This window comes from Kineosporia mesophila (assembly GCF_021129235.1).
Classification (GTDB): domain Bacteria; phylum Actinomycetota; class Actinomycetes; order Actinomycetales; family Kineosporiaceae; genus Kineosporia; species Kineosporia mesophila.
The window spans coordinates 81,284-103,128 of sequence record NZ_JAJOMA010000004.1; the positions used below are offsets into that span (position 1 = coordinate 81,284).

The window sequence follows — 21,845 nt, forward strand, 5'->3', positions numbered from 1 at the left end:
TGGGGGATTGCATGATCACGGAAGGTTTCAGCGGGCGGTGAAGCCCGTCGAGGGGCGTACGGGCTCGGCCGGGCCCACGCCGGACTCGGTGGCGGCGCTGTTCGCCCGGGCGCGGAGTTTCTCGCCCTTGGCGTGGGCGGCGTCGCGCAGTGACACCGAGAAGTCGACCAGGGCCGTGCGCAGGCCGGCGGCGAACTCGCCCTCACCGGCGGCCAGGATGCGGACGGCGAGCAGGCCGGCGTTGCGGGCGCCGGCGATGGAGACCGTGGCGACCGGGATCCCGGCGGGCATCTGGACGATGGACATCAGGGAGTCCATGCCGTCCAGGTACTTCAGCGGCACGGGCACCCCGATCACCGGCAGCGGGGTGACGCTGGCCAGCATGCCGGGCAGGTGGGCGGCACCCCCGGCGCCGGTGATGATCACGCGCAGACCCCGCTCGTGGGCGGCGGCGCCGTAGCTGATCATCTCCTGCGGCATGCGGTGGGCGGAGACCACGTCGGCCTCGTAGGGGACGCCGAACTCCTCCAGGGCGAGGGCGGCGGCCTCCATCACGGGCCAGTCCGAATCCGAGCCCATGACCAGGCCGACCAGTGGCTGAGCAGTCATTGCCGAAACCTCGTTCACTCGTCGGATCACTCGTCGATGTCGCCGCGGATGAACGCCGCGGCGTGCCGGGCCCGGTCCAGGCAGTCGTCCAGGTCGTCACCGCAGACGGTGACGTGGCCGACCTTGCGGCCGAGCCGGACCTCCTTGGCGTACATGTGCACCTTCACACCCGGGTCGCGGGCCATCACGTGCAGGTAGCTGCGGTAGAGGTCCTCGTACTCGCCGCCCAGCACGTTGACCATCACGGTCCACGGCGAGCGGGCCTTCACGTCGCCCAGCGGCAGGTCGAGCACGGCCCGCAGGTGCTGCTCGAACTGGCTGGTCACGGCGCCGTCGATGGTCCAGTGCCCGGAGTTGTGGGGGCGCATGGCCAGCTCGTTGACGAGGATGCGGCCGTCGGCGGTCTGGAACATCTCGACCGCGAGCACACCGACCACGCCGAGCTCACCGGCGATCCGCAGCCCCACGCTCGTGGCCTGTGCCGCCTGATCCTCGGTCAGGCCGGGTGCCGGGGCGATCACCTCGTGGCAGATGCCGTCCTTCTGCGTGCTCTCGACCACGGGCCAGGCCGCGGCCTGGCCGGAAGGACTGCGGGCGATGAGGGCGGCGAGCTCGCGGGTGAAGGCGACCTTCTCCTCGGCGAGCAGCCCGTCCGGCCCGGCGGCGGCCAGCCACTGACGGGCGGTGTCGGCCTTCTCCCCGGCCAGCTCGTCGAAGAGCAGAACACCCTTGCCGTCGTACCCCCCGCGCGGTGTCTTCAGCACCACCCCGCCGTCCAGCGAGGCGGCGAACGCGGCCAGCTCGTCCCACGTGCGCACCTGGGCCCAGCGCGGGCAGGGCAGCCCGAGGTCGGTGAGCTTGCGGCGCATGGCGATCTTGTCCTGGGCGAAGCCGAGCGCGGCCGGGCCGGGACGCACCGGCACCCCGTCGGCGACGAGCTTCTCCAGGATCGCGCCGGGCACGTGCTCGTGCTCGAAGGTGATCACGTCGACGCCGGAGGCGAACGCGGACACCACCGAGATGTCACGGTGATCGCCGACCGGCGCCTCGTGGATGGCGAGCGCGGCGCTGGCGGCCTCGGACTCGGCCAGCACGCGCAGGCGCACGCCCATCTCGACGGCCGGGGGCTGCATCATCCGGGCCAGCTGCCCGCCACCGATCACCCCGACGGTCGGGAAGCCCCCGGGGATCGGGTCGGCCGCGGTCAGCGGGGTGAGCCGGACCTTTCCGAACGGGCCGGTCGCGCCGGTCGCGTCGGGGCCGGTGGTTTCGGGGGTGCGGGGTGTGGAGCTCACGGCGGTCAGAGTAACGATGCGTCGGGCGTACGTGTACGAGGCCCGTCTCCGCTTAGCGATCCTCAGGTAGTCATGGCACTGTTTGGCCAATGGCTGCCGATTCACCTTTTACCCGCCTGCGCAGGTCGGTCGATCTGCTGTACCGCGAGGTGGCGAAGTTCGGTGCCGTCGGCGGCGTCGCGTTCATCGTCGACACCGGTGTGTTCAACCTGCTGCTGCACAGCGGCGCCGGTGACGCGCTCGGGCTGAGCCACAAGCCGCTGACCGCGAAGACCATCTCGGTGCTGGTCGCGACGCTGGTGGCCTGGCTGGGCAACCGCTACTGGACCTTCCGCCACCGCCGCCGGGCCTCGCGCCGCCGCGAGTTCGTGCTGTTCCTGGTGATGAACGGGGCCGGCCTGGCCATCGCCCTGGCCTGCCTGGGCTTCTCCCGCTACATCCTGGGCCTGGACTCACCGCTGGCCGACAACATCTCCGGCAACGTGATCGGCCTGGTGCTGGGCACCCTGTTCCGGTTCTGGGCCTACCGCACGTTCGTCTTCACCGACGACCAGGCCGGGGCCGGGGCCTCGAAGCACCTGACTCCCCCGGGCACACCCGAGGCGATCGCCGAGGACCTCGAGGAGAAAGCCCATCAGGAGATCAACGTCCGCCCCAAGACGTCGGGCGACAACAGCTGGGGGCACCACCCGGCCCGCTAGGGCTGGGGGACCTCAATTAGTTTCAGTCGACCGTGATCAGCTGGTCGCTGATCCCCATCGGCGCGACCAGCAACGGCTGCACCTGACCGAACCCCCGAACCAGCCGGGGGCGCTGGGCGACCAGCTCGATGCCGGGGTGATTCTGCAGTGCCTTGGCCGTGCCCGGATCGGTGACCACCGTGCCCGGCTCGGCCAGCGAGGTGAGGCGGCTGGCCAGGTTGACCGTGTTGCCGTACACGTCGCCGAGGCTGCGCAGCACCGGCCCGTGCACCATGCCCACCCGCACGTCCGGCACCACGTCGTCGTCGGCCATCCGGGCCGAGATGGACAGGGCGATCAGGGCGCCGGTCATCTCGTCCGGCGCGATGAAGAGCACCTCGTCGCCCACCGTCTTGATCACCCGGCCGCCCCCGGCCGTGACCACGTCGGAGGCCAGCCCCTCGAACCGCTGCACCAGCCGGGACAGTTCCCGGCGGGGCAGACGGCGAGAGAGACGGGTGTAGGAGACCAGGTCGGCGAAGCAGACCGTGACGGCGTCGGCGGGACGGCCCGAGGCGGCGTCGAAACGGCTGATCGCGGCGACCAGCTGACGACGGAACGAGTAGAGCAGCAGCTCCTCGAGCTCGGGGGTGAGCTGCTCGATGAGCTTGATCGGGTCTTCGGGAACACCGCTGGGACTACGGCTGGCGAGGAACTCCAGCAGGGCCTCGATCTGCCAGGACACCAGCCGGTCGGTGGTCTGGCCCAGGGCCCGGGCGCAGGCGATCGCGGTCTCTTCGTCGATCAGGTCGTGCCGGACGAGCCCGACGGCGCGTTCGAGGGCCTTGCGGTCGGTGTCGTTGAACGCCACCTCCTCGTCGTCGACCCCGGGAAATCCCAGGGCGCGCCACAGCTTGCGGGCCGACAGCAGAGAGACGCCGACCCGCTTGGCCACCTCCCGCCGGCGCAGCGTCCAGGGGCCGCCGAGCAGGTGGGAGGTGAACTCGTCCCGGTTGGTCATCAGCGGCGTCCGTGGTCTTCGGGTGTGTCGGCGGCGGCCGGACCGCGGTACTCCTCGTCGAAGGCGTTGTCGAGGGAACGGGCGATCGAGGGGTCGAGCGGACGGCCACCCTCGTAGCCCCGCGCGTCGTCCGAGAGCTCGTGCAGCGTGCGCTGCACCAGCTCGACCTTCGGGATGTCGGTCAGCACCAGCGGACCGCCGTCACTGGCGTTCTCCACCTTGAGTGTGCCGCAGCCGAGCATCCGCTCGATCAGGCTGTGCTCGAACGACACCTCGTTCAGCCGGGTGAGCGGCATGTCGTGGCCGGAGCGGTTGAGCACGCCCCGGCGCAGGATCAGGCGCTCGGTGGTGACGACGTAGATCTCGTTCCACCAGACCAGGATCGGCCAGAGCACCCAGCGCAGGGCGACGAGCAGGCCCAGGCCGGCCGCGACGATCGTCACGATCGGCTGGCCCAGCAGGAAACTCGCACCGATCAGGGCGAGGACGAGGATCAGCAGCAGGATCGGCCAGGCAATGACCTTGATGTGGCGGCGGAGCACCAGGACGAGTTGTTCATCGTCGGCCAGGAGACGCGTCGGGAAACCCATGGGCAGATCATGCCGTTTCTGGGTTGCGGATGTGCACCACGTCGCCTGCCGAAAGAGGCGAAATGACACCATCTGGTGTCAGCAAGAGCAGACGCCCGCTGTCGTCCACCCCGTCGGCGATGCCGGTGCGGCTGACCCCACCAGGCAGCTCAGCCCGCACGGTGCGACCGATCGTGGAACAGCGTTCACGGTAAGCAGCCGCGATGCCGCTGGGCCCGTCGCTCTCGAACTCGGCCAGCCGGCGGGCCAGCGAGCGCAGCACCGCCCGCAGCACCGTGTCGCGGTCGGTGGTGGCCGAGCCGGACAGCCGCAGCGAGGTGGCGGTGGGTACCGGCAGTTCGTCCTGCGACTGGCTGACGTTGAGCCCGATACCGATCACTACGGCGCCGGGCGTGGCCTCGACCAGGATGCCCGCGACCTTCAGATGGTCGCCGGCGTAGCCGTTGCCGTCGATCGTGGGCAGCAGGACGTCGTTGGGCCACTTCAGGGTGGCGGGCAGACCGCAGACCCGGGTCAGCGCGTCGGTGACGGCGACCCCGGTCAGCAGGCTGATCCAGCCCCAGTTCTCGATCGGGGCGGTGGGACGCACCAGGACCGAGACCGCCAGGCCCGAACGGGCCGGGCTGACCCACTCGCGCCCGAGGCGTCCCCGGCCCGAACTCTGGCTGTCGGCCACCAGCACCGCACCGCCGCTCTCCCCCGCCTTGGCCCGTTCCATCAGGTCAGCGTTGGTGGAACCGGTCTCGGAGACCACGTCGACGCGGCTCCACGCGTCCGGCCCGGAGGCCAGGGCCGCGCGCAGCGACGCCTGCCGCAGGGGTGGGCGATCCAGATCGGTCCAGTCGGCTGACATGCCGATCAGGATAGGCCGGGTGTGACCTGCGTCCCGATCCGGTCCGGTACGGGGGCGGGATACGCGGCTAGGCTCGCGAGAGTTCCGAGCCGTCCGACGAGGGAGCGCGCGATGTCCGACCCGGTATCCATCGACGAGGTCGGCGGGCCCGACGCGGCCGGGCATCCCGACATCCACACGACCGCCGGGAAACTGGCCGACTTCCACCGCCGCAGCGACGAGGCCGTGCACGCCGGTTCCGAGCGGGCCGTGGAGAAACAGCACGCCAAGGGCAAGCAGACCGCCCGCGAGCGCCTGCTCGCGCTGCTCGACGAGGGCTCGTTCGTGGAGCTCGACGAACTGGCCCGGCACCGGTCGACGGCATTCGGGGTGGATCGCAGACGTCCCTACGGCGACGGCGTGATCACCGGGTACGGCACGATCGAGGGCCGCCAGGTGTGCGTGTTCAGCCAGGACGTCACGGTCTACGGCGGCTCGCTGGGCGAGGTCTACGGCGAGAAGATCGTCAAGATCCAGCAGATGGCCGTGCGCACCGGGGTGCCCCTGATCGGCATCAACGAGGGTGGCGGCGCGCGGATCCAGGAGGGCGTGGTCTCGCTCGGCCTGTACGGCGAGATCTTCGCCCATCATGTGAAGGCCTCCGGCGTGATCCCGCAGATCTCCCTGATCATGGGCGCGGCCGCGGGCGGGCACGTGTACGGCCCGGCGCTGACCGATTTCGTGGTGATGGTCGACCAGACCTCGCACATGTTCATCACCGGCCCCGACGTGATCCGCACCGTCACCGGTGAGGAGGTCACGTTCGAGGAGCTCGGCGGGGCCCGCACCCACAACACGCTCTCCGGCAACGCGCACTACCTGGGCACCGACGAGGCGGACGCGCTGGAGTACGTGCGCTCGCTGGTCTCGTACCTGCCGGACAACAACCTGTCCGACGCCCCGGCGCTGCCTTTCGAGGCCGACCAGGAGCCCGACGACGAGCTCGACGCGTTCATCCCCGACTCCGCGAACCAGCCCTACGACATGCACACGGTGATCGAGCACCTGGTGGACGAGGGCGAGTTCCTCGAGGTGCACGCCCTGTTCGCGCCGAACATCATCGTCGGGTTCGGACGCGTCGAGGGCGCGCCGATCGGGGTGGTGGCCAACCAGCCGATGCAGTTCGCCGGCTGTCTCGACATCAACGCCTCGGAGAAGGCCGCGCGGTTCGTGCGCACCTGCGACGCGTTCAACATCCCGGTGCTCACGCTCGTCGACGTACCGGGCTTCCTGCCCGGCACCGACCAGGAGTGGAACGGCATCATCCGGCGCGGCGCCAAGCTGATCTACGCCTACGCCGAGGCCACCGTGCCGCTGGTCACGGTGATCACCCGCAAGGCCTACGGCGGTGCCTACGACGTGATGGGCTCCAAGCATCTGGGCGCCGACATCAACCTGGCCTGGCCGACCGCGCAGATCGCCGTGATGGGGGCCCAGGGGGCGGTGAACATCCTCTACCGCAACGAGATCAAGCAGGTGATGAGCTCCGGCGGCGACGTCGAGGCGGCCCGTCAGGAGTTCGTCACCGAGTACGAGGACACTCTGGCCAACCCCTACGTCGCGGCCGAGCGGGGCTACATCGACGCCGTGATCCAGCCGTCCCGCACCCGCGAGCACGTCGTCCGGGCACTACGGGCCCTGCGCACCAAGCGCGAGCAGTCGCTGCCGAAGAAGCACGGCAACATCCCGCTGTGAGGATCTTTCATGCTTGAGGACGAATCAACTGAGCGACCACTGTTGCGTCTGGTTCGCGGGGACGCGACCGAGGAAGAGGTGGCCGCGCTGCTCGCGGTGATCAGGACCGTGGGGAGCTCCGACGGCTCACTGGGGCAGGAGGCCGGGCCGACCTCGAGCTGGACCGACCGGGCATCCCTGACACGACAGCAGTTGTCACCCGGTCCCGGTGCCTGGCGGGCATCGGGCCGGGCACGCTGACCCACATTCCGGCGTCCAGGCCCTCAGGAACCCAGGGGCGATCTGGGCCCCAGGCCCCAGGCCCCAGGCCCCGAGCCACCGCACCCCCGAGCTCACAGCCCACAAACCGCAGCCCGCAGCCCGCAGCCCGCAGCCACCGGGCCACCGGGCCACCGGGCCACCGGGCCACCGGGCCACCGGGTGCAGTGGGCCACCGGGTGCAGTGGGCCACCGGGTGCAGTGGGCCATCGGACCCACCGGGTGCAGTGGGCCATCGGACCCACCGGACCCACCGGACCCACCGGACCCACGGGACCCACGGGACCCACGGGAGCCGGCCACCCAGACAGACCCCCTGCGCAATGTGTACACCTGGTACATCCGGTACCGGATGTACCAGGTGTACACATTGCTTGCCCACCCTCACCAGAACCCCCCCGCGTGCGTCGACGAAGCCGGCTTGATCGGGATTTCGCTGCCCGCCCAGGTGCCCCGGTCGTCCGTCGAGGCCCCGCCGACCAGGACCAGTCAGGGCACGTCACGAGCACGTCACGAGCACGTCCCGGGGCGCCGGGCGCCGGGCTCGTCAACTGACTGCTTCACTTGTCCGCCGTGAGCACTCATATCCCCCTGACCCTCGCCTCTGCCTCCCCCGCGCGCCTGGCCACCCTGCGCGCGGCCGGGATCGAGCCCGCCGTGCGGGTGTCGGACGTCGACGAGCCGGCCGTGCTGGCCCGCACCGGCATCACCGAGCCGGAAGACGTCGCGCTGCTCCTGGCCAAGGAGAAGGCCGAGGACGTCGCCCGCACGGTGGAGCGGGAGTACCTCGACCAGGACGACGAGGACGACGAGGCTCCCGAGCCCGGTCTGGTGCTTGGCTGCGACTCGGTGCTGGACCTGGACGGCGTCGCCCTGGGCAAGCCCGCCGACGCGCAGGACGCGGTGCGGCGCTGGAAGGAGATGCGCGGGCGTAGCGGACGGCTGTGCACCGGGCACTGGCTGATCGACCTGCGCGACACCGAGAACGGCGGCACCGGCGGCACACTCGGTGCGGTCTCGATCACCACCGTGCACTTCGCCAAGGTCACCGACGAGGAGATCGAGGCCTACGTGGCCACCGGCGAACCGCTGGCGGTGGCGGGCGCCTTCACCGTGGACGGGATCGGCGGGGCCTTCGTCAGCGGGATCGAGGGCGATCACCACGGCGTGGTCGGGCTGTCGCTGCCGCTGCTGCGCGACCTGACGACGGAACTTGGCGTGGCCTGGCCGTCGCTCTGGACAGGGAAGTAACAGAACGTGGCCAAGTTTCGCATGTGACACCAGTTGGTGGCATCTATCTGTTTCGGTTGCCGACCCCACGATCACCGTCAAGACTGGTTCACATGGGCTTGACCAGGGCCAGCCGGCATCGCCCGACCACCGCGACCGAAACGAGTGAATTGCCCCGCATTGACCTCGAACACACAGGTCAGAGCGCGGACCTGAAGATCCGGACGACCCCCGCGGGCCGACCGGACCTCGCCGGTGCGGCGATCGTCCCCCGCCCCTCGCCGCCGATGCTCGTGACGCCGCACCCAGCTGACACCGATGTCACCGAGCGCAACCGGGTGCACGAAGAGGAGAAGTTGCCCGCGTGGCTCGTCCTCCAGGTGACCGCCTTGATCGCCGTGGTCGTCGGCGCCTGCGCCGTGCTCGTGACGGTGACGCAGGGAGTGCCGCACACCTCGAGCATCGGGGCGGGCATCGCCCTGGCCTGTCTGGTCATGGCCGGTTTCCGGGCCCGCACGCTGCTGCGGAGCGCCCGCGGGCCGCAGCCCGACCGGGACGACACCGACCCCCTCACCGGCCTGGCCAGCCGCCGGGCCCTGGCCCAGGCGCTGGCCGCGCCCGGGGCGGGCACCGGATCCATGCTGCTGATCGACCTGGACAACTTCCGCGACGTCAACGAGGCCCTCGGGCACGAGACCGGCGACCGGCTGCTGACGGCGGTCGGGGCCCGGCTGCGCTCCTCGCTCCGGCCCGGGCAGATGCTGGCCCGGCTGGGCGGCAACGAATTCGCCGTCCTGCTCCCGGGGGCCGGGCAGGACGAGGCCCAGCGCATCGCGAACGGCCTGCAGACCGCTCTGCACGAGCCGTTCGACGTGTGCGGGTCGCGGCTGCACACGGCGGCGAGCATCGGCATCGCGACCAGCCCGCCCTCTCTCCCCCCGGAACGGTCCGACCTGCTGCGCCGGGCCGACGTGGCCCTGCACCACGCCCGGCGCGACCGCACCGGGCAGTCGCTGTACGACCCGGGCGACGACGACAGCGGTGAGCGGCTGCGCCGCACCGCCGAACTGCGCCTGGCCCTGACCCGCGGCGACATCGAGGTGCACCTGCAGCCCCAGGTCGATCTGGGCAGCGGGCGCATCGTGGGCGCCGAGGCCCTGGCCCGCTGGCGTCACCCGCACGAGGGGGTGCTGCTGCCGGCCGTCTTCCTGCCGCTGACCGAGCACACCGGGCTGGCCCGGCCGATGGCCGCTCTCGTGCTCGACCAGGCCCTGGCCGCCTGCGCCTCGTGGTGGCGGGAGGGTCATCACGTGCCGGTGAGCGTGAACCTGAGCGCCGACGACCTACGCGACGAGGAACTGCCCGGCCGGGTATGGGCGGCCCTGCAACGGCAGTCGCTGCCCCCGGCCGCGCTGCGGGTGGAGATCACCGAGCAGTCGCTGCTCACCGATCCGGAGGCGGCGTCCGTGCTGCTGCGGCGCTGGCGTCAGGACGGCATCTCGGTCTCGATCGACGACTTCGGCACCGGGTACTCGTCGCTGTCGTACCTGCGGCAGCTGCCGGTGGACGAGGTGAAGCTCGACCAGGCGTTCGTCACGGACCTGGCCCGGGAGTCGACCGCCACGATCGTGCAGCACACCATCGCGATGGCCCACGGTCTGAAGGCCCGGGTGGTGGCCGAAGGGATCGAGCAGGGCCCGACCGCCCGGCAGCTGGCCGACCTCGGCTGCGACACCGGGCAGGGTCTGCTCTACGGGGGCGCGGTGACCGCCCCGGAGTTCCTCGAACGGTTACGCACCGTACCCGCATTGTCCACAGATCGCGCATCTCGACCCTGACCCACGGTTCCTTGGGATAAGTTGTCGAATCATGGACGGCCGCTCCCCGGAACGCGGATCACGCCGCGAGCAGGAGACCGGCGCCGCACCGACGACCCCGAAGACGCGTCGCGAGCTGCGTGCGGAGCGTGAGGCTGCCGAGCGCGCCCAGACCCTGAGCGGTGGGCTGCCCGTACGCCCGGTGCCGGTGGACCGTTCTCCCAGCACCAGCCCGACCAGCACCAGCCCGACCACCACCAGCCCGACCGGCACCAGCCCCACCGCGCGGCAGAAGGCCCCGGCCCCCTGGGACGTGCCCGAACCGGAAGAACCGCCGGGTCGCCGCCTGGAACGCCCCGGGCGCGGGCCCCTGGCCGAACGCTTCCCCGCGCGTCCGACTCCCCTGGGCGGTGTCGGCCCGGATCCGCACGACGACCACGACGACCGCCAGGACGACCGCTCTGACGACGACCACGACCCGCACCACCCCACCGACCCGCGCCGGCGTCGCCGCGCGGGCCTCTGGCTGACCGCGATCGCCCTGCTCCTGGCGCTGTGGACCGCCACGATGTTCCTCGACTCGGTGTCGCCGCTGGTCTCCGCCCCGTCGGCCCTGGTGCCGCTGGTGACGATCTGCGCCCTGCCGGTGATCGCGATCGGGGTGGGTGGCAAGCACTTCATCTCGACCGGCATCGCCACGCTGGCCGCGCTGCTGCCCTGGGCGATGGTCGCGGGGTACGCCTCGTCCCGGGACCTGCCCGCCGGCACGACGGACACCGTGCGGGTGATGACGGTGGACGGTAACCACGGTCGGGCGAGCGCCTCGGACGTGGTGGGCGCGGCGACCGACTACTCGGCGGACGTGGTGATCGTCACCGGCCTGAGCACCACGCTGGCCCACGAGCTGACGGTGTCGGGCCTGAGCCGGAACACGCCGCCGGTGTGGATGCACGTGTCGGGCGACCAGACCGACGGCATCGGGATCTGGAGCCGGCTCACCATCTCCGGCCTCACCGAGGCGGAGGGGTACGACTCACCCGTCGCCACCGGGGTGCTCGAGGTGAACAAGGCCCGGGTCGGCCTGACCGTGGCCCAGTTGCCGGGGAGCCCGCTGCGGCCCGGGAAGGGCTGGCGGGCCGGCCTGAACCGGCTCTCACACCAGCGGGTCGAGGGCGCCACGAGCGGATCGTTCCTGGTCGGCGGCCTCAACGTGGCTCCTTGGCAGCCGGCGTTCCGGATGCTCGAGAAGGCCGGCTGGGAAGACGCGGCCGACATCACCGGCAAGGGCCTGCGGCCCACCTGGCCCTCGTGGTCACCGCTGCCGGTCACCCCGGCCGACCACGTGCTGGTGGACGAGAAGCTCGGCGTGGGCTCGACCGCGACGGCCAACATCGGCGGCAGTTCACACCGGGCGATCGTCGCGGCGCTGGAGGTGCCGGTGGGCTGATCAGCCCACCGGCACCTCGGGACGTCGGATCAGCTACGGCCGGCTTCCTTCAGCTGGGCCTCGTACTGGGTGCGGACCTCTTCCATGTCGAGGTCGCGCACCTGACGCAGGATGTCGGTCAGGGCTGCCTCGGGAAGGGCGCCGGGCTGGCCGAACACCGGGATGCCGTCGCGGTAGACCACCAGCGTCGGGATCGAGGTCACGCCGTACTGCGCAGCGAGTTCCTGCTGGTCCTCGGTGTCCACCTTGGCGAACTTGGCGTCCTCATTCGTCTGGGAAGCCTTCTCGAAGACGGGGGCGAACTGGCGGCACGGACCGCACCAGGAGGCCCAGAAGTCGATCAGGACAATGCCGTCCTTGACCGTTTCGTCGTGGTTCTGCTGGGTCATCGTCATAGTAGCCACGGTTGGTCAACCGACTTCCCCGCGGCACTGTTCCCGGGAGAGCCGGCCGGAGGGCGACTGCCCCCCTTCAACGTGTCCTGAGCCACTTCCCGAGGGGTCCGGGAGAGCGATACCGGCGATACTCTCCGATGTCGAGAGGTTGTCGAGAGGGAGCCGAGATGACGACGCCGTCCCCGGAGCCGGGTAGCCCCCGGCCCATCAGCAAGGTCCTGATCGCCAACCGTGGCGAGATCGCGGTGCGGATCGCGCGCGCCTGCCGGGACGCCGGTATCGCCTCGGTGGCCGTGTACGCCGAGCCCGACCGTGATGCCCTGCACGTCACCGTGGCCGACGAGGCCTACTCGCTGGACGGCACCACCGCCGCGCAGTCGTACCTCGTCGTGGACAAATTGCTCGACGTGGCCGCCCGCTCCGGCGCCGACGCGGTGCATCCGGGCTACGGGTTCCTGGCCGAGAACGCCGACTTCGCCACCGCCGTCATCGCCGCCGGCCTGACCTGGATCGGGCCGCCCCCCTCGGCGATCGATGCGCTCGGCGACAAGGTCAAGGCCCGCCACATCGCCCAGCGCGCCGGTGCGCCCTTGGTTCCGGGCACGAAAGATCCGGTGCGAACTGCGGACGAGGTGGTCACCTTCGCCCGCGAACACGGGCTCCCGGTGGCCATCAAGGCGGCGTTCGGCGGTGGTGGGCGGGGGCTGAAGGTCGCCCGCACGCTGGAGGAGATCCCGGAGCTGTTCGAGTCCGCGACCCGCGAGGCCGTGGCCGCGTTCGGGCGCGGCGAGTGCTTCGTCGAACGGTTCCTCGATCATCCGCGGCACGTGGAGACCCAGTGCCTGGCCGACGCGCACGGTCACGTGGTGGTCGTCTCCACCCGGGACTGCTCGCTGCAGCGGCGCAACCAGAAGCTGGTCGAGGAGGCTCCCGCGCCGTTCTTGACGCAGGAGCAGAGGGCCGAGCTCTACCGGGCGTCCAAGGCGATCCTGTCCGAGGCCGGATACGTCGGCGCCGGGACGTGTGAGTTCCTGATCGGCCCGGACGGCACGATCTCGTTCCTGGAGGTCAACACCCGTCTTCAGGTCGAGCACCCGGTCTCCGAGGAGGTCACCGGGCTGGACCTGGTGCGCGAGCAGCTCCGGGTCGCCGCGGGCGAGCCGCTGGGTTACGACGACCCGGCGATCCGCGGGCACTCGATCGAGTTCCGGATCAACGGTGAGGACGCGGGGCGCAACTTCCTGCCCCAGCCGGGCACCGTCGTGGTCTTCGAACCCCCGTCCGGCCCGGGCGTGCGCCTGGACTCCGGCGTGGTCGCGGGTTCGGTGATCGGTGGCGGGTTCGACTCGATGCTGGCCAAGCTGATCGTCACCGGCGCCACCCGTCGCCAGGCGCTGGAGCGGGCGCGGCGGGCGCTGGGCGAGTTCGTGGTCGAGGGCCTGCCCACGGTGCTGCCCTTCCACCGGGCCGTCGTGGCGGATCCGGCCTTCGCCAGTGAGCCGTTCAGCGTGCACACCCGCTGGATCGAGACCGAGTTCGACAACACCATCGCGCCCTGGACCGGACCGGCCGCCGACGATGCCCCGGAGGAACCGCGCGAGCGCGTCGTGGTCGAGGTCGGCGGCAAGCGCCTGGAAGTGGTGCTGCCGGCCGGGCTGGGCACGTCGGGCACCGCCCGGGCCTCGGCGACCGATGGGAAGAAGGCTCCCCGCCGCACCCGGAACCGGGCCGCGGCCGCCGTCAGCGGTGACGCCCTGACCTCACCCATGCAGGGCACGATCGTCAAGGTCGCCGTCGAGGAGGGGCAGCGCCTGGAGGTGGGCGACCTGGTCGTGGTGCTCGAGGCGATGAAGATGGAACAGCCGCTGACCGCTCACAAGGCGGGCACGGTGACCGCCCTGACCGCGGAGATCGGCCGGACCGTCACGTCCGGCGCGCTGATCTGTGAGCTGAAAGACTGAATTGAAGAACTGGACCGAAGGGCTGACCGGCGCGTTCAGCGCCGGCCGGCCCGGACGTCCATAGTCATGGAGCTTTCAGGAACTCAGAGCCGCCGGACGACCTCGGCGAGCATCGAGCCCACGCGCTCGGCGGCGGCCTTGCCCTCGGCCAGCACCTCGGCGTGGCTGAGCGGCTGGCCGGTGATGCCCGCGCCGAAGTTCGTCACCAGCGAGACACCGAGGATCTCCAGGCCGGCCTCGCGGGCCGCGATGGCCTCCAGCGCCGTGGACATGCCGACCAGGTCGGCGCCGAGCCGCCCGGCCATGCGCACCTCGGCCGGGGTCTCGTACTGCGGGCCGCGGAACTGCGCGTAGACGCCCTCGGGCAGATCGGGCTGCACCTCGCGGCAGATCGCCCGCAGCCGGGTCGAGTACAGGTCGGTGAGGTCGACGAAGGTGGCGCCCTCGAGCGGGGACGCACCGGTCAGGTTGATGTGGTCGCTGATCAGAACCGGGGTCCCGGGGGGCCATTCGGGGTTCAGACCGCCACAGCCGTTGGTCAGCACCACCATCGAGCAACCGGCCGCCGCGGCGGTGCGCACCCCGTGGGCCACGGCGCGCACGCCCTTGCCCTCGTAGTAGTGCGTGCGGCTGCCGAGGATCAGGGCGTGCTTGGGAGCACCCTCCGAGTTGATCCGCACCGAGCGCAGCTGGCCCACGTGGCCGGGCACGCCGGAGACCGAGAAGCCCGGCACCTCGGTGGCCGGCACCTGCGCCACGGTCTCGCCCAGCAGGTCGGCGGCCGGGGCCCAGCCGGAGCCCAGAACCAGGGCCACGTCGTGCTTCTCGATACCGGTCAGCTCGGCGAGGCGCTGCGCCGCCTGGGCGGCCAGCTCGGTCGGGGAAAGGTCAGTCATCTCAGGGCTCACTCGTTCGGGGGAAGGTGCTCAGGGGTGTCGCTCGACACGCACGGGCTGGTGCGCAGGTGGTGCACGTAGTCGCTGGGCGCACCGCCGGCCTCGGCCGCGTCGCCCAGCATGCCCAGGTAGTGGGCCGCGGGCAGGCCACCCTCGTAGGCGTCCAGCACGTGCACCCAGGCCACCGCGTCGCCGTCCAGGGTCTGCACCCGGACGTGGATCTTCCGGGACTGCCCGGTGGCGAGTCCCTCCCACTCGTCCAGCGCCTGCTCGTCGCCGGAGGTGACGTCGTACAGACTGACGTAGACCTGCGCGGCCGGGTCTTCCACCAGGGTCGCCAGGGCACCGTCCACAGCGTTGGGAACCTGGGCGAAGGTGAGGCGCCAGCCGCTGATCCACCCGAACCCGCGCAACGGCGAGTGGGGCGCCCGCAGCGCCATCCGCTCGGGGTCGAGGTTCGCGCCGTAGGCGGCGTAGAGATCCATGAGGGACAGAGTAGGGATTCACCGGTGCTGACGTGCAAACGCCCGGTGTGACAACTGGGACTCATTGGCATCGTGTGTCGTCGTGCACCCCGCTCGGGCGTGCCGCCCGGCCCGGGTGCGGGACAATGGCCCGGTGAGCGTGAAGAGCAGGATTGTCATCGTCGGCGGCGGGCCCGGCGGGTACGAGGCCGCGCTGGTGGCGTCCCAGCTCGGCGCCGACGTCACGGTGGTCGAGGAGAACGGGCCGGGCGGTGCGGCGGTCCTCACCGACGTGGTGCCGAGCAAGACCCTCATCGCCACCGCCGAGGTACTGGCCACGGTCGGCAGCTCCGGCGAGCTCGGCATCCACGGGCTCGGCCGGGTGCGGGCCGACCTGGGCGAGGTCAACCGCCGGGTGAAAGACCTGGCCCAGGCGCAGTCCCGCGACATCACTCGGCGCCTGGAGACCGAGGGTGTGCGCATCGTCGAGGGCCGCGGGGTGCTCGAGGGCCCCAGCCGCGTGCGGGTCGGCGACCAGGTCATCGAGGCCGACACGCTGCTGATCTCCACCGGCGCCGCCCCCCGGGAACTGCCCGACGCCCGGCCCGACGGCGAGCGCGTGCTGAACTGGACCCAGCTCTACGACCTGGAAGAACTGCCGGAGAAGCTGGTCGTGGTCGGCTCCGGCGTGACCGGGGCCGAGTTCGCCAGCGCCTACCACGCGCTCGGCGCGCAGGTCGCGCTGGTGTCCAGCCGCGACCGGGTGCTGCCGGGCGAGGACGCGGACGCCGCCGAGGTGCTGGAAGACGTGTTCCGGCGGGGTGGCATGGAGGTGCTGTCCCGTTCGCGCGCGCAGAGTGTCAAACGCACGGACGCGGGGGTCGTGGTCACGCTGGCCGACGGCCGCACGGTCGAGGGCTCGCACTGCCTGATGGCCGTCGGCGCGGTGCCGAACACCTCCGGCCTGGGGCTGGAGGAGGCCGGGGTCACGGTCTCGGCGTCCGGGCACATCGGGGTCGACCGGGTCTCCCGCACCAGTGCGCGCGGGGTCTACGCGGCGGGCGACTGCACCGGGGTGTTCCCGCTGGCCTCGGTCGCCGCCATGCAGGGTCGCAAGGCGATGTGGCACGCGCTGGGCGACGCGGTGTCCCCGCTGGAGCTGCGGCTGGTGAGTTCCAACGTGTTCACCTCCCCCGAGATCGCCACTGTCGGGGTGACCCAGGCCCAGGTCGACGCCGGGCTGGAGGCCGTCTCGGTGAAGCTGCCGCTGGCCACCAACGCCCGGGCCAAGATGCAGGGCATCCACGACGGTTTCGTGAAGCTGTTCGCCTCGCCATCGGGCCGGGTGCTCGGCGGCACGGTCGTGGCCCCGCGCGCGTCCGAGCTGATTCACCCCATCACGCTGGCGGTCTCGGCCCGGCTCACGGTCGACGAGGTGGCCTCGGTGTTCACCGTGTACCCGTCGATCTCGGGCTCGGTGGCCGAGGCGGCGCGGCAGCTGCACATCGGGTAGCCGCAGGCAGACGCCGGTGACGACCAGGTAAGTTCTGGGTGTGGACGAAACCGAGCTCGCGGGTCTGGTAGACCGCGCGACCCATTGGCGGGACGCGGACCCCGATCCCCGTACCCGGCGCGAGGTGGACCGGCTGATCGAGCTGGTCACCTCCGGCGATTCCACTGTCTCCGGTGAAGCGGTCGATGATCTCGTACAACGCTTCTCCGGCTCCCTCCAGTTCGGCACCGCGGGTCTGCGCGGCGCACTGGGCGCGGGGCCGAACCGGATGAACCGTGCTGTCGTCATCCGCGCCGCCGCCGGCATCGCCGGCCATCTGCACCACGCCCTCGGGCCCGACGGGGAGCCGCCCCGGGTGGTGGTGGGGTACGACGCCCGCCACGACTCGGACGTATTCGCGCGGGACACCTGCGCGGTGCTGACCGCGGCGGGGTGTGTGGCCCAGTTGCTGCCCGGCCCGCTGCCGACCCCGGTGCTGGCGTTCGCGTTGCGGCATCTGCACGCCGACGCCGGGATCATGGTGACGGCGAGCCATAACCCGCCCCAGGACAATGGTTACAAGGTGTACCTGGGTGGGCGGGCCGACTCCTCCCCCGGAAGTGGCGCCCAGATCGTCCCCCCGATGGACGACCTGATCGCCCACCAGATCTCGGCCGCACCGCCGGCCATCGACGTGACGATGGCCACCGACGGCTGGGAGCAGGTCGGCCCGTCGATCGTGGACGAGTACCTCGCCTCGGTCGGTGCCGTGCTCACACCGGGCGGCGCCCGCGAGATCAGCATCGTGCTGACCCCGCTGCACGGTGTCGGCGGGGACACGGCGGTGCGGGCCTTCGCGGCCGCGGGTTTCCCGGCCCCCTACCTGGTCGAGCAGCAGGCGCAGCCCGACCCGGACTTCCCCACCGTGAGTTTCCCCAACCCGGAAGAGCCCGGTGCGCTCGACCTGGCGCTGGCCGCCGCCCGCGAGCGCGGTGCCGACCTGGTGATCGCCAACGACCCGGACGCGGACCGCTGCGCCGTGGCGGTTCCCGTGCCGGGCGCCGGCTGGCGCATGCTGCGCGGTGACGAGGTCGGGGCCCTGCTCGGCGACTACCTGCTGGTCCGGGGCGCCCAGGGCGTGGTGGCCAGCTCGATCGTGTCGTCGCAGCTACTTTCCCGCGTCGCGGCGGCCCACGGCGTGCGTCACACCGAGACCCTGACCGGCTTCAAGTGGCTGGCCCGGGTTCCCGAGCTGGCGTACGCCTACGAGGAGGCGCTGGGGTACTGCGTCTCCCCCGGTGCCGTGCGCGACAAAGACGGAATCAGCGCGGCGCTGCTGATCGCCGAGTACGCGGCGCAGTTACGGGCGCAGGAGCGCACCCTGCTCGACGCCCTGAACGATCTGGCCACGCGACACGGTCTGCACGCCACCGACCAGTTCTCGGTGCGGGTGGACGATCTGGCCCAGATCTCGGACATGCTCGAGCGCATCACGCAGCGGCCACCGGCGAATCTCGGTGGCAGCCCGGTGAAGTCGGCCGAAGATCTGTCCGCGGGAGTGGACGGGCTGCCCGGCACGCCCGGCCTGCGCTACCGCACGACCGGCGGCGACCGGGTGATCGTGCGCCCGAGCGGTACCGAACCGAAGCTGAAATGCTATCTGGAAGTCGTAATTCCGGTGGAAGACGGCTCGGTGGACCGGGCCCGGGAAGTGGCCGCGGACCGGCTGGCCCGCATCACCGCCGACGTGTCCCAGGCGCTGGGCATCAGCTAGGGCCGCCGGTAACCGCCTTCACGGAAAGACATCTGAGTGACTGCAGGCCTCTCGCCCTCCTGGGGTGAGGGGCCTGTCTTCATCAGCTGGGTGGGCCGGCTCGCCGATTCGGTCAGGTCGGTCAGGGCGGTCAGGTCGGTCTGAGCAAAACCGGCCTTCTCCACGACACTCTCGATGTAGTAGTCGTCCGGTGCGATCGACCGGGCGGTCTCGAGCAGTCGTTTCGCCTCGGCCGGGCGCAGCTGCAGCAGGCGGATACCGGCCAGCGACGCGAAAGCCCGGCCGGCGCGCGGGTACCGGGCCACGTACTCTTCGAGGTCGGCCTCGGCGGCGTTCGGGTCGTTCAGCGCCAGGTTGACCTCGGCCCGCAGATAGGCGATGTGGTCGTCCTCGGAGTCGATCTCGACGCGGCGCAGCGCGGTGTCGAGACCCATCTGGTCGTGGCCGCTCTCGTTGAGGGCGAAGGCCAGGTCGCGGACGATGGACGAGTCTTCCGGGTGCAGCTGCATCGCCCGGCGCAGCAGCGGCACGGCCAGGTCGTAGCGTTCGCGCAGGTGGAACAGGCGGCCGAAACGAGCTGGGGCACCGTCGATGTCGGGATAGTGCTCGATGAAGCGCAGGGCGCTCTCGACCGCCTCGTCGGTGTCCCCGGCATCCAGGTCGACGATGATCAGGGCCTCGACGGCCAGGTCGTCGTCGGGGTGCATCTCCAGGTAGGTGACCAGGTCGAGACGGGCGTCCTCAGGGTCGCCCAGCACCTGCTGGCACTTGCCCCGGACGTACCACATCCGGTTGTCGGCGGGGTTCAGCTCCAGCGATCGGGTGGCGTGCGGCAGGGCCTCGGCCTCGCGGTCGAGCATCCACAGAGCCCGGGCCAGGCGGCCGTGCTGTGCGCCGTCGTCGGGATCGGCCGAGAGGGCCTGCCGCAGGTAGGGAACGCACTCGTCGTAGCGGTGACGGGTGAACAACCATTGCCCCATCAGCCCGGCAATGCCTGCTCTTTCCTGCGCGGGCATGGTCACCGCGGCCAGGCTGCAGTCGCGCCAGGCCTGGTCGAAGGCCTCGTCGTCGTGTTCCTTCAGCTGCAGCAGGATCGCCGCGCGTTGCAGCAGGGCCTGCGGGTGGGCCATCACCGCGGCCGTGTCGGGCTTGGGACCGAGCGCCTCGTCGAGCAGTTCGAGGGCCTCGGCCAGGGCCTCGCGGCTGCCGGTGCCGTGGTGCACCCGGTAGATCGCGTCGGCCAGCATCAGCCCGGTCTCGTTGCGGGGCGCCCCCATGGCCCGGGCCTTGCGCAGCAGTTCGGCACCGCGAGCGTACCGGCCCTCGGCGAGCACCACCTCGATCTCGCCCTCGAGCCGGCGCAGCTCGCGCATCGACTCCAGGTTGGTGCGGCCGGCCAGGTAGTCGGGGCTGAGGGTGGGCACGCGGGAGGCCACGGCGGTCTTGAAACGGGGCCAGGAGAACAGCTCGACGCCCTCCGGGCCGGGCTCCAGCACCTGCCCGGTCATCACCAGCGAGGGCGGCACCTCGCCCTTGGCCTCGCGCACCCCCGCGCCCTCGACCACGCCGATCCGGGTGCGGCCGGTCTCCAGCACCGGCGCCTTCAGCTGCCCGCCGACGAGCATCGGGAAGGCCTCGGAGACGAGCAGCTTCGCGTGGACGTCGCCGTCCAGCCGGGCTCCGCCGGACGGGCCCGCCCCGGCGAAGACCTCGGAAACCCGCAGATCGCCGTGCACCACGAGCTCCAGCCCGCTGATCACCACGTTGCGGGCCTTCAGGTCGCCGAGCACGTACAGGCTCATGCCGTTGTTCGTGCGCGGATGCTGCACGGCCGTGTTGACCAGGAGATTCCCGGCGATGATCAGGCCGTGCACATCCGGCTCGGGACGCGTGAAGGCAGCAGACACCGCCTCGGCACCGGCATGGGGGTCGAGGTCGAGTTCGTCCATCTCGACATCGCCGACCAGGAGCAGCAACGAGAGCGCCGGGTTGGACGCCAGCAGCCGGGCCATCATGGTCCGGCGCAGGTCATAGCGCCCCACCGCATCCGCGGCGAGCACGCGCCGGGAGCCCGGGAAGCGGGCCGGCCGGTACGCCACCGCTCAGTCCTCCTTCGAGCTCAGGCCGATCAGCTGATAGCCAGTTGGGCGTAACCGGGTTTGACCACGTCCTCGATCAGGGCGAGTCGTTCGTCGAACGGGATGAATGCACTCTTGAGGGCATTTATGGTGACCCATCGTAGGTCTTCCAGGGTCCATCCCGCCTGCTCGACGAGCAGCGTCATCTCCCGGGTCATCGACGTGCCGGACATCAGCCGGTTGTCGGTGTTCAGGGTGACGCGGAACCGCAGGTCTTTCAGCAGGCCGATCGGGTGCTCGGCGACGCTCGCCGCGGCTCCCGTCTGCACGTTGCTCGTCGGGCACAGCTCCAGCGGGATGCGCTTGTCGCGCACGAACCCGGCCAGCCGGCCGAGCTTCGCGGCCGGGCGGCCGTAACTGTCGCGACCCCCCAAGACCTCGATGTCTTCCATGATCCGCACGCCGTGACCGAGCCGGTCGGCGCCGCAGACCTGCACGGCCTCCCAGATGCTCGGCAGGCCGAAGGCCTCACCGGCGTGAATGGTCACGTGCATGTTGGCTTCGTGCAGGTAGTCGAAGGCGTCGAGGTGACGCGAGGGCGGGTACCCGGCCTCGGCCCCGGCGATGTCGAAACCGACCACACCGTTCTCCCGGTGCCGCTCGGCCAGCTCGGCGATCTCGCGACCCCGCGCGGCGTGCCGCATGGCGGTGACCAGCTGACCGGTGCGGATCGGGGTACCCGCCGCCGCGGCCTCCTTCTCACCCTCGGCCAGACCCTCCTGCACCGCGACGACCACGTCGTCGAGCGACAGGCCACCCTCGAGGTGCTGCTCCGGGGCCCAGCGGATCTCGGCGTAGACCACACCGTCCGCGGCCAGGTCGATCGCGGCCTCACGAGCCACGCGCACCAGGTCTTCACGGCGCTGCATCACCGCGACGGTGTGCACGAACGTCTCGAGGTAGCGCTCCAGGGAACCGGAGTCGGCGCTGCTGCGGAACCATTCGCGCAGCTCTTCCGGGTCGGTGGTGGGCAGCTCGTGGCCGATCTCCGCGGAGATCCCGACGATCGTCTCCGGCCTCAGACCACCGTCGAGGTGGTCGTGGAGGAGGACCTTGGGGGCCCGGGCGATGCTGGCTGAATCAATTGGACCGGTCACGGGAGGAGCTTATAGCGCGACACCCGTCCCATAGGGGTTCCGAACCGATCCGCCGCGTGATCGTAATTGCCAGGGCCGTTGGTCGCAGGCGAGC

General features: G+C 71.1%; 19 protein-coding genes. 9 read left to right on the plus strand and 10 right to left on the minus strand.

The features are described from left to right. Positions 1–27: 27 nt before the first annotated feature. Both purE and LR393_RS07005 read right to left on the minus strand, forming a co-directional pair. Complete coding sequence (purE, locus tag LR393_RS07000) at positions 28–609, minus strand: 5-(carboxyamino)imidazole ribonucleotide mutase (protein WP_231482467.1); 582 nt, start codon at positions 607–609, stop codon at positions 28–30. Between the two features lie 26 nt (positions 610–635). After that, entirely contained in the window at positions 636–1,817 is a 1,182-nt protein-coding gene (locus LR393_RS07005) for a 5-(carboxyamino)imidazole ribonucleotide synthase (RefSeq protein ID WP_269326845.1), read from the minus strand. Positions 1,818–1,993: 176 nt separating this feature from the next. Here LR393_RS07005 and LR393_RS07010 point away from each other — a divergent pair, with 176 nt between their 5' ends. Next, positions 1,994–2,605, plus strand: coding sequence for a GtrA family protein (locus tag LR393_RS07010; protein ID WP_231482472.1), 612 nt, complete (start codon positions 1,994–1,996; stop codon positions 2,603–2,605). A 22-nt stretch (positions 2,606–2,627) separates the two neighbouring features. On the opposite strand, the gene LR393_RS07015 is transcribed toward LR393_RS07010, so the two are convergent. The 3 genes from LR393_RS07015 to LR393_RS07025 are packed head-to-tail and all read right to left on the minus strand — an operon-like array spanning position 2,628 to position 5,048. Continuing rightward, positions 2,628–3,605 carry an adenylate/guanylate cyclase domain-containing protein gene (locus LR393_RS07015; protein WP_231482475.1) on the minus strand — a complete coding sequence of 326 codons (978 nt, stop codon included), beginning with the start codon at positions 3,603–3,605 and terminating at the stop codon, positions 2,628–2,630. Next, a complete protein-coding gene (locus LR393_RS07020; protein ID WP_231482479.1) occupies positions 3,605–4,195 on the minus strand; it encodes a PH domain-containing protein in 591 nt (196 codons plus the stop codon). Before LR393_RS07020 ends, LR393_RS07015 begins: the two co-directional genes overlap by 1 nt. 7 nt (positions 4,196–4,202) lie before the next feature. Continuing rightward, positions 4,203–5,048 carry a biotin--[acetyl-CoA-carboxylase] ligase gene (locus tag LR393_RS07025; protein ID WP_231482480.1) on the minus strand — a complete coding sequence of 282 codons (846 nt, stop codon included), beginning with the start codon at positions 5,046–5,048 and terminating at the stop codon, positions 4,203–4,205. A gap of 111 nt (positions 5,049–5,159) precedes the next feature. Between LR393_RS07025 and LR393_RS07030 the strand changes: the two genes are divergently transcribed. The 5 genes from LR393_RS07030 (at position 5,160) to LR393_RS07050 (ending at position 11,534) form a co-directional block, all read left to right on the plus strand. Further along, positions 5,160–6,782: an acyl-CoA carboxylase subunit beta gene (locus LR393_RS07030; RefSeq protein ID WP_231482481.1), complete on the plus strand. Its 1,623-nt coding sequence runs from the start codon at positions 5,160–5,162 to the stop codon at positions 6,780–6,782. A gap of 9 nt (positions 6,783–6,791) precedes the next feature. Next, a complete protein-coding gene (locus tag LR393_RS07035; RefSeq protein WP_231482482.1) occupies positions 6,792–7,022 on the plus strand; it encodes an acyl-CoA carboxylase subunit epsilon in 231 nt (76 codons plus the stop codon). Between the two features lie 591 nt (positions 7,023–7,613). Further along, positions 7,614–8,291 (plus strand): Maf family protein, encoded by a 678-nt coding sequence (locus LR393_RS07040; RefSeq protein ID WP_231482483.1) that lies wholly within the window; start codon positions 7,614–7,616, stop codon positions 8,289–8,291. A gap of 149 nt (positions 8,292–8,440) precedes the next feature. Beyond that, positions 8,441–10,108: a putative bifunctional diguanylate cyclase/phosphodiesterase gene (locus LR393_RS07045; protein WP_231482484.1), complete on the plus strand. Its 1,668-nt coding sequence runs from the start codon at positions 8,441–8,443 to the stop codon at positions 10,106–10,108. 31 nt (positions 10,109–10,139) lie between these two features. Then, the gene (locus tag LR393_RS07050) at positions 10,140–11,534 is read left to right on the plus strand and encodes an endonuclease/exonuclease/phosphatase family protein (protein ID WP_231482485.1); all 1,395 of its coding nucleotides are present in this window, start codon (positions 10,140–10,142) and stop codon (positions 11,532–11,534) included. Positions 11,535–11,563: 29 nt separating this feature from the next. Here the strand turns inward: LR393_RS07050 and trxA are convergent, their stop codons facing one another. Further along, a complete protein-coding gene (trxA, locus tag LR393_RS07055; RefSeq protein WP_345718740.1) occupies positions 11,564–11,938 on the minus strand; it encodes a thioredoxin in 375 nt (124 codons plus the stop codon). Between the two features lie 158 nt (positions 11,939–12,096). Here trxA and LR393_RS07060 point away from each other — a divergent pair, with 158 nt between their 5' ends. Then, a complete protein-coding gene (locus LR393_RS07060) occupies positions 12,097–13,890 on the plus strand; it encodes an acetyl/propionyl/methylcrotonyl-CoA carboxylase subunit alpha (RefSeq protein ID WP_231482491.1) in 1,794 nt (597 codons plus the stop codon). Between the two features lie 83 nt (positions 13,891–13,973). Here LR393_RS07060 and LR393_RS07065 read toward each other — a convergent pair whose 3' ends face one another. Both LR393_RS07065 and LR393_RS07070 read right to left on the minus strand, forming a co-directional pair. Beyond that, positions 13,974–14,786 carry a purine-nucleoside phosphorylase gene (locus tag LR393_RS07065; RefSeq protein WP_231482497.1) on the minus strand — a complete coding sequence of 271 codons (813 nt, stop codon included), beginning with the start codon at positions 14,784–14,786 and terminating at the stop codon, positions 13,974–13,976. An 8-nt stretch (positions 14,787–14,794) separates the two neighbouring features. Beyond that, on the minus strand, positions 14,795–15,271 hold the full coding sequence (locus LR393_RS07070) for a gamma-glutamylcyclotransferase (protein ID WP_231482500.1): 477 nt from the start codon (positions 15,269–15,271) through the stop codon (positions 14,795–14,797). Between the two features lie 133 nt (positions 15,272–15,404). Here LR393_RS07070 and LR393_RS07075 point away from each other — a divergent pair, with 133 nt between their 5' ends. Next, positions 15,405–16,763 carry an NAD(P)H-quinone dehydrogenase gene (locus tag LR393_RS07075; protein ID WP_331282916.1) on the plus strand — a complete coding sequence of 453 codons (1,359 nt, stop codon included), beginning with the start codon at positions 15,405–15,407 and terminating at the stop codon, positions 16,761–16,763. A gap of 40 nt (positions 16,764–16,803) precedes the next feature. After that, positions 16,804–18,516 carry a phospho-sugar mutase gene (locus LR393_RS07080; RefSeq protein ID WP_231482504.1) on the plus strand — a complete coding sequence of 571 codons (1,713 nt, stop codon included), beginning with the start codon at positions 16,804–16,806 and terminating at the stop codon, positions 18,514–18,516. Here the strand turns inward: LR393_RS07080 and LR393_RS36250 are convergent. Then, on the minus strand, positions 18,513–20,615 hold the full coding sequence (locus LR393_RS36250) for a tetratricopeptide repeat protein (protein ID WP_231482512.1): 2,103 nt from the start codon (positions 20,613–20,615) through the stop codon (positions 18,513–18,515). The two genes, LR393_RS07080 and LR393_RS36250, sit on opposite strands and share 4 nt — an antisense overlap. 29 nt (positions 20,616–20,644) lie before the next feature. Then, on the minus strand, positions 20,645–21,751 hold the full coding sequence (locus LR393_RS07090; protein WP_231482513.1) for an adenosine deaminase: 1,107 nt from the start codon (positions 21,749–21,751) through the stop codon (positions 20,645–20,647). Positions 21,752–21,845: the final 94 nt, after the last annotated feature.